This window comes from Rhizobium sp. USDA 3886, from assembly GCF_056279785.1.
On the sequence record NZ_JBWCDC010000001.1, the window covers coordinates 2,160,843 to 2,172,707 of the forward strand.

11 protein-coding genes are annotated in these 11,865 nt (G+C 61.1%); 2 read left to right on the forward strand and 9 right to left on the reverse strand.

Translation table 11 applies throughout. The annotated features are described in order from the left end of the window. Positions 1-70 precede the first annotated feature (70 nt). A complete protein-coding gene (locus ACZ9BX_RS11170; RefSeq protein WP_476217862.1) occupies positions 71-451 on the forward strand; it encodes a cupin domain-containing protein in 381 nt (126 codons plus the stop codon). A gap of 161 nt (positions 452-612) precedes the next feature. Beyond that, on the forward strand, positions 613-1,107 hold the full coding sequence (locus tag ACZ9BX_RS11175) for a 2-thiouracil desulfurase family protein (protein ID WP_476217864.1): 495 nt from the start codon (positions 613-615) through the stop codon (positions 1,105-1,107). 65 nt (positions 1,108-1,172) lie between these two features. Here the strand turns inward: ACZ9BX_RS11175 and ACZ9BX_RS11180 are convergent, their stop codons facing one another. From ACZ9BX_RS11180 to ACZ9BX_RS11220, 9 genes are all read right to left on the reverse strand, one after another. Beyond that, entirely contained in the window at positions 1,173-2,993 is a 1,821-nt protein-coding gene (locus tag ACZ9BX_RS11180) for a methyl-accepting chemotaxis protein (protein WP_476217866.1), read from the reverse strand. Between the two features lie 357 nt (positions 2,994-3,350). Next, entirely contained in the window at positions 3,351-3,815 is a 465-nt protein-coding gene (locus tag ACZ9BX_RS11185) for a plant virulence effector HPE1-like domain-containing protein (protein ID WP_027507768.1), read from the reverse strand. 107 nt (positions 3,816-3,922) lie between these two features. After that, positions 3,923-5,194 carry a phosphoribosylamine--glycine ligase gene (gene purD, locus ACZ9BX_RS11190; protein ID WP_476217868.1) on the reverse strand — a complete coding sequence of 424 codons (1,272 nt, stop codon included), beginning with the start codon at positions 5,192-5,194 and terminating at the stop codon, positions 3,923-3,925. A gap of 236 nt (positions 5,195-5,430) precedes the next feature. Beyond that, positions 5,431-7,365 carry a DUF2207 domain-containing protein gene (locus tag ACZ9BX_RS11195; protein ID WP_476217870.1) on the reverse strand — a complete coding sequence of 645 codons (1,935 nt, stop codon included), beginning with the start codon at positions 7,363-7,365 and terminating at the stop codon, positions 5,431-5,433. Between the two features lie 43 nt (positions 7,366-7,408). Next, positions 7,409-8,671, reverse strand: coding sequence for a 3-phosphoshikimate 1-carboxyvinyltransferase (locus tag ACZ9BX_RS11200; RefSeq protein ID WP_476217872.1), 1,263 nt, complete (start codon positions 8,669-8,671; stop codon positions 7,409-7,411). Between the two features lie 92 nt (positions 8,672-8,763). Further along, complete coding sequence (locus ACZ9BX_RS11205; protein ID WP_027507772.1) at positions 8,764-9,315, reverse strand: LemA family protein; 552 nt, start codon at positions 9,313-9,315, stop codon at positions 8,764-8,766. Between the two features lie 332 nt (positions 9,316-9,647). Beyond that, complete coding sequence (locus ACZ9BX_RS11210) at positions 9,648-10,607, reverse strand: glycine--tRNA ligase subunit alpha (RefSeq protein WP_476217874.1); 960 nt, start codon at positions 10,605-10,607, stop codon at positions 9,648-9,650. Positions 10,608-10,702: 95 nt separating this feature from the next. Next, positions 10,703-10,894 carry a membrane protein gene (locus ACZ9BX_RS11215; protein WP_027507774.1) on the reverse strand — a complete coding sequence of 64 codons (192 nt, stop codon included), beginning with the start codon at positions 10,892-10,894 and terminating at the stop codon, positions 10,703-10,705. An 18-nt stretch (positions 10,895-10,912) separates the two neighbouring features. After that, positions 10,913-11,773, reverse strand: a complete 861-nt coding sequence (locus tag ACZ9BX_RS11220) for a S49 family peptidase (protein WP_476217877.1) — start codon at positions 11,771-11,773, stop codon at positions 10,913-10,915. Between the last annotated feature and the right edge of the window lie 92 nt (positions 11,774-11,865).

Here is an 11,865-nt window from a genome sequence, read left to right on the forward strand (position 1 = left end):
CGGTCACAAACGTACAAGACGGCTGATCCATCCTTGTTTATCGACTGCAGCCTGCAGAATGGAGATCAAGATGGATCAGACGACCAAGGGCTACGCACCCATCAACTTTGCCGACAAGCTTTCGAAGTTCAGCGATCAGTGGCAGCCACGCGTCATTGCCGAACTCAATGACTATCAGTTCAAGATCGTCCGCATTGAAGGGGACTTCATCTGGCACGATCACCCGACGACAGATGAAGCTTTCATCGTTCTCGACGGTGTGCTCAGGATTGATTTTCCGGATGGCTCCGTGTCGATCGGCCCCGGAGAGATGTACATCGTCCCGAAAGGCGTCAAGCACAAGCCATACGCAGCTTCCGAAGTGAAGATGCTGCTCATCGAGCCGCGCGGAACACTGAATACCGGTGATGAAGGCGGCGAAAGGACGGCCCAGAACGACATCTGGATCTGACCGCCGCAAGACTTCGGAGCTAGATTTCTGGTGGGCAGAGAGACGTACCTCCCGCCTGGCGCTGGTTTCGCGATTCGATCGCATCGCTGCGGCCTGCTTCCGATGTCTGATAGCCCCCACTGGCACTGGCATTTGAGACGCAGCAGAGCTATCAGACAATCATGACCGGAAAAATTCTCGTCAGCGCCTGCCTCATGGGCCATGCCGTCCGTTATGACGGCCGGGCGAAGCCGCTTGCGCATCCGGCGATCGACCGGTGGCGGGCGGAGGGCAGGCTCGTGACGATGTGTCCGGAGATGTCGGCGGGCATGCCCGTGCCGCGGCCGCCGGCGGAAATCGCGGGCGGGGCGAGCGGCGAAGATGTGCTTGCGGGTAGAGCGCGCGTCGTCGAGATCACCGGCGACGATGTAACGGCGACATTCCGGCAGGCGGCAGAGAATGCGCTCAGGCTGGCTCAAGAGACGGGCTGCACCCACGCGCTGCTCATCGACGGCAGCCCCTCCTGCGGTTCCGGCTTCATTTATGACGGGTCTTTCAGCGGCGCGCAGCATAGCGGCAGGGGCGCCACCGCTGCCCTGCTGATGCGCGCGGGAATCCAGGTCTTCTCCGACCGGGAAATCGACCGGCTGGTGGAAAGCCTCGCCGCGGCCGTCTGAGAAAAAAGAAGCGGCCGCCGGATTTCTCGGGCGGCCGTAATGTGTTCCCTTTGAAAACGACTGGCTTAGGCCGCGCGGCGTGCCGGAGCAGTGATCGTCTGAGCCGCACTGCCGACACGGAAGCCGTGGATGAGGCCGAGCAGTTCGTCGGTATCGGCCGCCAGCGTTTCCGCCGATGCCGTCGTTTCCTCGGCCATCGCCGCATTCTGCTGCGTTGCCGTGTCGAGCTGGTTCATCGAGGACGCTATCGAGCGCAGCGTCGTGTCCTGCTCCGAGGCGCTGTGGGCGATCTTGGCGACGATCTCGTTGGCAGCCTTGATCTGATCCGAGATGCGCTTGAGCGCTTCCCCTGCCTCGCCGACAAGGCGGACGCCCTGATCGACCTGGCTGGAAGAACGGGCGATCTGATCCTTGATCTCCTTGGCGGCAGCGGCGGAGCGCTGAGCCAGTTCGCGGACTTCCTGGGCGACCACCGCAAAGCCCTTGCCGGATTCGCCGGCGCGTGCAGCTTCGACACCGGCATTCAGCGCCAGCAGGTTCGTCTGAAAGGCGATATCGTCGATGACTCCGATGATCTTGCCGATCTCGTTGGACGACTTTTCGATGCCGCTCATCGCTTCGATCGCTTCGGTGACGACCGCATCGCTGCGGTTCGCTTCGGTGCTGACGGCGTGTACGCGCTTGGCGGCCTCGTGCGCGCCTTCCGCCGTCTGTCGGACGGCGACGGTCAGTTCGTCGAGAGCGGCCGAGGTTTCCTCCAGACTCGCGGCCTGGCGCTCGGTGCGCTGCGACAGTTCGTTCGAGGCGCGGCGGATTTCCTCCTTCGCCATGCCGATATCACCGCCCTTGGCGCTGACCTTGGCCATCGCGGCTTCGAGATGCGAAAGCGCGTCGTTGAAGTTGTCGCGAAGGGCGGCGTATTTCTGGCCAATATCGGCGCAGCGAACCGTCAGATCGCCGCGGGCAATCAGTTCCAGTGCCTCGCCGATCGTGGAGACGACGCCTGCCTGCATACGGGCTTCTTCCTGCTGCAGGCGGAGATTGTTTTCGCGCTCGGCATTCAGTGCCAATTCCTGCTCGGCCTGATGCAGGGCCAGCGCCTGCCTTTCGCGGATTTTTTCCTGAAGCGCCTTCGTAGCCTTGGCCATCATGCCCACTTCATTACCCATATCGGCGTGGGGGATAGCAACCGACACATCCTCGTCGGCGACGGCCTTCAGGGCTGTGTGGACATCTGAAAGCGGCCTGGAAATACCGCGGATGACGAAATAGGCAGCCGCGATCGCAAGGATGAAAAGGACGAGGCTGCTGATGAGCGCCGTCATGATCCTGCCGCGCACTTGCACATCGAGATCGTCCATGTAGACGCCGGTGACAACCACGATCTTCCATGGCGCGAAGTCGAGCGCATAGGCGGTCTTCCGGAAAGTCGCATCCTTGGGCTCGCCTGGCTTGCTCGCATAGTAATCCGTCATACCGCCGCCGCTTTGGCCGAGCTTGACGAGTTCCTCGCGATACAAGTGGTTCTTGACATCCGGCTGGCCCTTCACGTTCTGGCCGACCTTGGTCTTGTCGTAGTGAAAGACGATGGTGATGTCGTAGTCATAGGCGAAAAAGTAACCGTCTGGATTATACTTCATGCCGGTAAGCGTGGCGTACGCCTGCTTCTTCGCGTCGTCCAGCGTCAGTTCGCCAGCTTCGACCCTGGACTGATAGAGCTTAAGGACGGAGACGGCGGATTCCACTTCCGTGCGCAGCATTTCGTAACGCTCGTTGTAGATGCCGTCGGCAGACGATTTGAGTTGCAGGCTGGTGGCGATCGCAAAGGCAATCATCAGGCCCGTCACCAGCAATATCAGTTGTTTTGAAATCTTTAGGTTTTTCATGAATGTCTCGCGAAAAATGGTGAGTTTGCAACACCGGATCGGTCAACTCCCGTCCCTTCGCGCGTGTCACCACGCACGTTCAGCAAGCGCAATCATGCTCACTCCGGTCCTCCGTAAGTAAAATTATTGTGAATGGCTGAATGATTACTTAACGCTTCTGAGATTGCTGAAGATCAACAGTGCCAAATCTGAGTCATGCTTTCTTGCACAATTTGCTCAGGTTGCATGAGTACTTTGCAATTCAATTAAAAAAGAATGCGCCCCTGCTTCTCTTCAGGAGCGCATTCAGTCCGCCAACGAGGCGGAACCCCGAACGATCAAAACTTTGATCGGGTCAGGGGCAGGGAACTTTGGAAATCACATCCGCAGCTTGAAGCCGGAAACGTCGAGCGGCGCGGTTTGTTCCATCGAGACGGACATGCCGGCAACAACAGGCTTCGCATCGCCTCCGATCACCGAGGTCGTTGCTGTGGGGTCTATGCCCTCGGCGGGAACGGTTTCCTTGAAGGCTGCAATGACTTCGGGCGTTGCCTTAGTCACGAAAACGACGGGCGAGCCGCCCATCCAGCCTTCGGTGCGGTAGAGCTTCGGCTCTCCTGCCACATCGCGGAGCGCGCTTTCCTGGATTGCGCCGGGCGGCAGCGCCGGCACCGTGTAGTCCTTCTTACGCTCGGTCGATTGCAGCGGCGGGCAGCTAGCGCAGGTCTCAGTCACGATGCTTTCGCCGCCGGTGCGCGGCGTCTTGCCGATCACCTCGATCGAAGAGGCCATCGCCGAACCGGCTGCCAGAAGAATTGCCGCACCGAGAATGAATTGACGCATGGAAGCTGCTCCGACTTACTATGGGAGCAGAATAGAGCGCCTTTATTTCCATCCCGTCAGGGGAAAGGGTAAAAATTTAGAGAACTGACCCGATTTTGGGCCGAAGGTTAAGCTTTTTCGCGCTCGATCGCCCGCCAGCCGATATCGCGGCGGCAAAAGCCGTTTTCCCATTCCACCTTGTCGACCAAGGCATAGGCGCGGTTCTGCGCCTCGCCGACGGTTCTGCCGGTGGCGGTCACATTCAGCACGCGGCCGCCGGTGGCGACAAGTTCGCCGTCCTTTAATGACGTGCCGGCATGGAACACTTTCGCGCCGTCGCCTGCCTCCGGCAACGAGACGATCGGCGTGTTCTTCTCGTAGGAGCCAGGATAGCCCTTGGAGGCAATCACGACGGTCAGCGCCGGATCGTCGCTCCACTCGGCCATGACTTTGTCGAGGGTGCCCTCGGCGGCTGCCAGCAGCAGCGGCAGCAGATCGCTCTTCAGCCGCATCATCAGCACCTGGCACTCGGGATCGCCGAAACGGACATTGTATTCGATCAGTTCCGGGCCTTTTGCGGTGATCATCAGTCCGGCGAAGAACACACCGGAGAAGGGGTACCCGCTTTCGGCCATGCCGCGGATCGTCGGCTCGATGATTTCCTTCATCGTCCGCTCGATCATTTCGGCAGTCATCACCGGCGCCGGCGAATAGGCGCCCATGCCGCCGGTATTGACGCCGGTGTCGCCCTCGCCCACCCGCTTGTGGTCCTGGACGGTTGCCAGCGGCAGCGCGTTCCGGCCGTCACACAGGCAGAAGAAGCTTGCCTCCTCGCCGTCGAGATAAGCCTCGATGACCACCTCGGCACCGGCTGCGCCGAACGCGCCTTCGAAACAATCGTCAACGGCGGCAAGTGCCTCCTCAACAGTCATCGCCACCGTCACGCCCTTGCCGGCGGCAAGACCATCCGCCTTGACGACGATCGGGGCACCCTGTTCGCGAATATAGGCTTTTGCCTTCGGGGCGTTGTTGAAGCGTTGGTAGGCGCCCGTCGGGATGTTGTAGCGGGCGCAGATATCTTTGGTGAAGCCTTTGGAACCTTCGAGCTGGGCCGCGGCAGCGGAAGGGCCGAAAACCTTCAAGCCATAGGCACGCAGGCGGTCGGCAAGGCCTGCAACCAGCGGCGCCTCGGGGCCGACGACGACGAAGTCGATCGCTTTTTCCCGGCAGAAGGCGGCGACCGCCTCGTGATCCTCGACATTCATGGATACGAGCGCTGCGTGCTCCGCAATACCCGGATTGCCCGGCGTGGCATAGAATTCCGTCATCAGCGGCGATTGCGCCAGCTTCCAGGCAAGCGCATGCTCGCGTCCGCCCGAACCGATCAACAGAACCTTCATGCCCGATCCTTTCCCGTTTCCGTCTGGCGGTTAAGGGGCCAAGAGCGAAAGGTCAAGTGTTGGTGGCGAGTGGGAGGGCTTAATCGCCTGCGATATACCGCGTGGGCCCCTTATCCGGCCCTTCAGGCCACCTTCTCCCCGAAGGGAGAAGGGAGCGGGACGTTGCGGCATATCCCTTCTCCCAGCGGGGAGAAGGCGGCGGCAGCCGGATGAGGGGCTGCCAAGCAGCGCGTCTTTTACCAGCCGCCGCCTCCACCGCCTCCCCCGCCACCACCGGAGGAGCCACCGCCGCCGGAAAAACCGGAAGAGGAACTGGAGGGTGGCGGCGAGGGAATGGTCGAGGCGATGGTCGACGCCATCGACGACGAGAAGCCGCCGATGCGGTCGGAGAAGCTGCCGCTGCTGAAGTTGCCGGAATACCAGGACGGGGCATAGGCCGCGGCCGCACCGGCAGCAGCCGCCGCGAGCCAGGTTTCGAAGGTGCGGGTCCAGGGCTTCTCGACACCGAGCGCAACCGCATAGGGCAGCAGCTTCTCGAAATGTTGCGGCGACATTTCCGGCGCACCGGCCATGTTCATCCGATCCTTCTCGGCAAGCGTCAGATACTGGCGAAGGCCGTCGATGCCATCCATCATCTTCGAGCCGAGCGGCGTCGGCGCACCCATGATAAAGACATAGAGCAGGTTGAGCAGCACGATGCCGCCGACTGCAAAGAGCATTGGTGTCTCGTGGAATTCCAAGAGCGTGGAGAAAAGCGCCAGACCCAGCGATGAAATGATGCTGAAGCCGATGAAGACAGCGAAGGCGATCGCGATCACCGCGACGATCTTGCCGCCCAAGGCCCCGCCGGGGCGGATCGATCTTGCAAAGCCTGCCACGAAGATGGCAACGAAGACGGAAACGACGATCGGGATGATCATAAGCGCGATCGTATCAGGCTCCAGCGTGCCGAAAACGAAGAGAGCGACGAGTGCTGCGACGCTGAGCGCGATGCCGCCTGCGGTATAGGCGGTGTTGGAATTATAGTATTTGCCGCGATGCTCCCGCTCGATCGAAGAGCGGAAGCTTTGGCCGACCGACTTCACACGTTCGCCGTTTGCCTTGTCGATCGTCAGTGATCCCTTGCTGCCGACGGCGTTCAGGAGGCTGGTATCGCCGGCTTCCAGCTTCTCTTTACCAGCCGGCTTTTCCGTGCGGCGCACGATGATCGATTGCTTGAGGTCTTCAAGAACGACATAGCCGCGAACCGCAAGGTTCAGTGCCGTTGCCGAAAGCGCCGACCAGCCCCCGCCGGAAAAGCCCCTGTTGTCGATATAATTGACGAGCGCAGGCGAGATGCCGTCCGGGGCGTCCCAGCGCGGCACAAGGACGCCGCGGGAAGGATCGCGCCCGACCTTCAACCAGGCGCGGGTGTAGTAGAGGAAAACAAGGATGAGGCCGCCGAAGCCGATGAAATAGTCCCGGTTGTCGCTCAACCACCATCGCTGCCGATCCTCGGCGCTCGGCGGATCGATCGCACCCTTCGGAAACTTGACAGCGATCGTCAGGCCCTCGTTGGCATTGAGCGACCTGGTTGTCGAGAAAATCGGTCGAGTGTCGCTGCCCGAGACGCGGGCATTCTTGTCCGTCGCGCCAAACGGGCCGGTGAAGAAATTCGTATCTGTTGCGCTAACACCATCCGGTAGAGTCACGGTCGCAGTCGCGGCCATGATCGGAAAGATCCAGCCATTGCCGGTGACGTTCCAGTAAAGCTCGTCGTGATCTTCGAAATACCGGATCTGGCGATTGGTGGTGTAGGTGAAGGCATATTGATGGCGGCCGGGCGGAAGCATGACGTCTTCCGACCCAGCATAGATGCGGATGCCGCCGGAAATGGATTCCGTCTTCCACGGCTCGTCATTTCCGTCGCGCTTCACCGAGACGACGTCGAAGTCGACGGTGCGGCGGCGGTCCTCGTCATCGACGAACGTCAGCGGAAAGTCGCGGAAGATGCCGCGCCTGATACGGTCACCTTCGGCATTGACGGTGATCGTCTCCGTCACCGTCATGGCGCCGCTCTTTTCGAGCTTTATATCCGATGCGAAGGAGTTGATGATCTCCGCAGCACTTGCCCTGTGCGCGACAAACGCCAGAAACAGAATGAAGCAAAGGCCGAAAAGCCGCCGGATCATCATACCTCTCCCCGCCGGCGGCGCGCTGCCGCCTCAGAAAATGTCAGCCCTCGTTCGCATATCTGACGCCCAGTCCCGCCAGCGTCCGCCAATAGGCAGGGAACGTCTTGCCGACGCAATCCGGATTAAGGATCGTGATACCGTCGATCTTCAGCCCGGCAAGCGCGAAGCTCATGGCGATGCGGTGGTCGGCGAAGGTGTCGATCTCGGCGGGAAGGTGCTTTCCGGCCAGCGACGGATCGGATTGAACGATGAGATCATCGCCTTCCTCGCGCGCCAGATCCGAGCGGATCTGCGTCAGGCCGGTCGATAGCGCGCGGATGCGGTCGCATTCCTTGACGCGCAGATTGGCGATGCCGACGAAGCGGACGGGCGTCCTGTTGAACGCTGCGAGCACGGCGAGCGTCGGGACAGCATCCTGCATCTGCGAGCCGTCGATTTCGGCCGGCAGGTGCGGGAATTTGGCGATCATATCGTAAGCCTTCGCGTCCGGCTGCGTGAAAGCGCCATTCGGAACGCCGAGGTCGATGGAGCCGCCGGTCAGGACTTCGGCCGCCCAGAGATAGGTTGCCGCCGACGCATCCGGCTCGATGACGAAATCGGCTGCGGAGTAACCGGTCGGCTCGACGCGCCAGACGACCGGGCTGGTCTTCTCGACACTCGAGCCGAAGGCGCGCATCGCCGCCGTGGTGAGATCGATGTAGCCGAGCGCGCCGATATCCTCACCGAGGAGTTCGATATCGACCGGACGGTCGCCGCCGGCCGCCATCATCAGCAGCGCGGACACATACTGGCTGGAGAGACCGCCATCGATCCCGATTCGGCTCGCCTCGAAGCGGCCGGTGCCATTCACCACCACCGGCGGGCAGCCGGTTTCGGCCGTCGCATCAATGCCGAGCGACCGCAGCGCGTCGACCAACGGGCCGATCGGGCGCTTGCGCATATGCTGGTCGCCGTCGATGACGACAGTGCCATCAACGAGCGCCGCAGCGGCCGTCAGGAAGCGCGTCGCCGTGCCCGCATTGCCGAGGAAGAGCGGTGCCTTCGGCGGCAGCAGCTTGCCGCTTCCGGTGACGACGAAGCTGGTATCGTCCGGCTCATCGATGGAGACCCCCATGGCGCGCAGGGCATCGGCCATATAGCGCGTGTCGTCGCTCTTCAGGGCGCCGGTCAAGCGGCTGGTGCCCTTGGCGAGGCCCGCCAGAAGCAATGCGCGGTTGGTGATCGACTTCGAACCCGGCGGCACCGCGCGCCCAACGAGCGCCGCCTTAACCGGGATGATGCTGAGTTTCTTGTCCTTGCTCATGACGCCTGTCTATTCCGTCCACTGCGCTGGCCGCACTGCGGCCTTAACCGGCCCTGCTCATAGCAGCTTTTGCGCAAAGGCAAACGCCCATATCAGAATTTGACGGCCGGAACGGCGCGGTCGGCCTCGTTGGTGATCTCGAAATATTCCCGCTTCTGGAAACCGAACTGCCCGGCGACCAGATTGGACGGGAAGCTCTCGACCTTGACGTTGAGATCACGGGCAGCACCGTTGTAATACCGGCGGGCCATCTGGATTTCGCTCTCCATGGTTTCGAGCGAGGCCTGAAGCTCGGAGAAGTTTTCGTTCGCCTTCAGGTCCGGATAGGCTTCCGCCAGCGCCAGCACGCGGCCGAGCGCCTGGCCGAGAAGGCCTTCCGCCTGCGCCCTGCCCGCAACATCGCCTGCCGGCACCGCCTGCGCCTTGTTGCGCAGCTCGACGACCTCTTCCAGCGTGCTCTTTTCGTGGGTGGCGTAACCCTTGACCGTTTCAATGAGGTTCGGGATCAGATCTGCACGGCGCTTCAGCTGCACATCAATGCCGGACCATGCTTCCTCAGCCATCTGCCGAGCGCGGACGAGACCGTTGTAGACAAAGACAAGATAAAGCGCGATCAGAGCGATCGCACCGAGAAGGATATACATCGCGAATTCCCCGCAACGGCGCAAATGTTGGTTGGAGACTATGCGGCTTCGGCCGGATTGTCATCCCGCATTTCCGCTCCTTCTCCGACAAATTCCACCATAACTAGTGAAATATCGCGATACCGCGCGCGGAGAATCGGCTGTATCTTTCTGTTACGCGACTGGTTGCGGCATACTTGAAACTCATGACGAGGAACAGTCAGACAATGAGCGCAGCAATCTTCTTATTGGGCCTGTCGGCGATCGCATCTCTTGTCGTCTTCCGGAACACCCCGCGGCCGGCACCCCGGCGCGTTATTATCCGGTCCAACAACCGCCACTGAGCGGTATTTTCAGGCGGCGGCGCTCGCGATGTTCACGCCACCCGCATCCGTCAGCAGGAAGGCTTCCCCGCAGGCCTTGGCGAGCGTGCGCACCCGCAGAATGTAACTCTGACGTTCGGTGACCGAGATCACGCCGCGCGCATCCAGCAGATTGAAGACGTGGCTTGCTTTGATGCATTGGTCGTAGGCCGGAAAGACGCATTTATGCAGCCGCTGATTGTCGCCGTCGCCCGGAGCACCGGCGGCGAGAAGCGCCTGGCACTCCTTCTCCGCATCGATGAAATGGCGATGCAGCATCTCGGTGTTGGCGAACTCGAAGTTGTGGCGCGAATATTCCTGTTCGGCCTGCAGGAAGACGTCGCCATAGCTGATCTTCTCGTCGCCTTCGCGGCCGTTGAAATTCAGGTCGTAGACGTTGTCGACACCCTGCACATACATCGCCAGACGCTCGAGACCATAGGTCAACTCGCCGGCGACCGGCGAGCATTCGATGCCGCAAACCTGCTGGAAGTAGGTGAACTGCGAGACTTCCATGCCGTCGCACCAGCACTCCCACCCAAGCCCCCAGGCGCCAAGCGTCGGGCTTTCCCAATCGTCCTCGACAAAGCGAATGTCGTGCAGCAACGGATCGAGACCGATCGCCGCCAACGAGCCGAGATAGAGTTCCTGCAGATTCGGCGGGTTCGGCTTCAGGATGACCTGATACTGATAATAGTGCTGCAGACGGTTCGGGTTCTCGCCATAGCGGCCATCCGAAGGGCGGCGCGACGGCTGGACATAGGCAGCCTTCCACGGCTTCGGGCCGAGCGCGCGCAGCGTCGTCGCCGGATGGAACGTACCGGCGCCGACTTCCATGTCGTAAGGCTGCAGGACCGCACAACCCTTGTCCGCCCAGTAGTTATGAAGCGTCAGGATCAGCGCCTGGAACGAGCGCTTCGGGTTCATATGGTCGGGGATCGATGCAGACATGGATGGCTTCCGAATTCGTACGAAAAGTGCGCGGACAGGTGCCACGGGAGGCGATAGGGGTCAAGGCTTTTGCGGAAATGCCCGTGACGCCAAGCCTACTCATCCTCCCGCTTCACACGATACTCGCCGGTCGCCGGGTCTTTGACGAGCGTGCCGACGGCGCCAGTCTGGCGTTCCTTTTCGGCACGGCGGGATTTTTCCTGCAGGCGCTTGGCATCGGAGATGAAGCGGCGGTAGAGCCACCAGGCGGCGCCGACCAGGATTATGATTGTTATAAGCTGCGCCATCTCCCTTCGCTTCTCCTCTCAGAGCCCGTAGCGGCCCCACAATGCTCTTTCTTCCGCCGCTTCGACAAGTCCTGCTGCGAAACCTGTTGCCACGCCATCAAACGAGATGGGCGATACACCTGGCACCCGCCGGCCAAAAAGGCTGCGGGCGGCGGTGACGAGCTGCAGCCTAGTCTTCGGGCCGTAGCGCCTTTTCAACTCCTGGCGCATGTCGCCCAGGCTGTCGACGAGGCCGAGTTCAAGCCCGCGCGTGCCGCTCCAGAATAGGCCGGAAAAGACGGTTTCGTCATCCTTCAATTTGCCGGCGCGGCGTTCGCGCACCATGGCGATGAAGACCTCGTGGATCTCGAGCTGAAGGCTTTTCAGATATTCGATGTCCTTCTCCTTTTCAGGCTGGAAGGGATCGAGGATCACCTTGTTTTCACCGGCGGTATAGACGCGGCGCTCGACGCCGATCTTCTTGAGGAGTTCGGGAAACCCGAAGCCGCCGGAGACAACGCCGATCGAACCGACGATAGAGGTTGGGTCGGCAATGATTTCATCGCCGGCAAGGGCAATCATATAACCTCCAGAGGCCGCCACATCTTCGATGAAGACCAGCACCTTCTTCTGCTTCTCACGGGCAAGCTCGCGGATGCGGGTGAAGATGAGCCGCGACTGGACCGGCGAGCCGCCAGGCGAATTGACGGCGATGGCGATAGCAGGAGCATCCTTGTCAGAGAAGGCTTTTTCCAGCACGGGCGCGACATTGGCGAGATTGAGCGTCGGGCGGAACTGGCCGCCGCCGCTCATGATTGCACCCTGGAGCCTGACGACCGGGATAACCACCCCTTCCTTGCGGAAACGCTTCGGTACCAGTCTTCTCAAAAATCCGGCCATTTCAAATCCTTCTCGCTCTCGGCGTCGCAATCCATGTATGCAATGGAACGGCAAACGCAATGGCCGCCTTCCCAAGGTGCATCCGATTTTTC

Coding starts and splice junctions, on each gene's coding strand:
- ACZ9BX_RS11170 (WP_476217862.1), top strand. CDS start 71: ATGGATCAGACGACCAAGGGCTACGCACCCATCAACTTTGCCGACAAG.
- ACZ9BX_RS11175 (WP_476217864.1), top strand. CDS start 613: ATGACCGGAAAAATTCTCGTCAGCGCCTGCCTCATGGGCCATGCCGTC.
- ACZ9BX_RS11180 (WP_476217866.1), bottom strand. CDS start 2,993: ATGAAAAACCTAAAGATTTCAAAACAACTGATATTGCTGGTGACGGGC.
- ACZ9BX_RS11185 (WP_027507768.1), bottom strand. CDS start 3,815: ATGCGTCAATTCATTCTCGGTGCGGCAATTCTTCTGGCAGCCGGTTCG.
- purD (WP_476217868.1), bottom strand. CDS start 5,194: ATGAAGGTTCTGTTGATCGGTTCGGGCGGACGCGAGCATGCGCTTGCC.
- ACZ9BX_RS11195 (WP_476217870.1), bottom strand. CDS start 7,365: ATGATCCGGCGGCTTTTCGGCCTTTGCTTCATTCTGTTTCTGGCGTTT.
- ACZ9BX_RS11200 (WP_476217872.1), bottom strand. CDS start 8,671: ATGAGCAAGGACAAGAAACTCAGCATCATCCCGGTTAAGGCGGCGCTC.
- ACZ9BX_RS11205 (WP_027507772.1), bottom strand. CDS start 9,315: ATGTATATCCTTCTCGGTGCGATCGCTCTGATCGCGCTTTATCTTGTC.
- ACZ9BX_RS11210 (WP_476217874.1), bottom strand. CDS start 10,607: ATGTCTGCATCGATCCCCGACCATATGAACCCGAAGCGCTCGTTCCAG.
- ACZ9BX_RS11215 (WP_027507774.1), bottom strand. CDS start 10,894: ATGGCGCAGCTTATAACAATCATAATCCTGGTCGGCGCCGCCTGGTGG.
- ACZ9BX_RS11220 (WP_476217877.1), bottom strand. CDS start 11,773: ATGGCCGGATTTTTGAGAAGACTGGTACCGAAGCGTTTCCGCAAGGAA.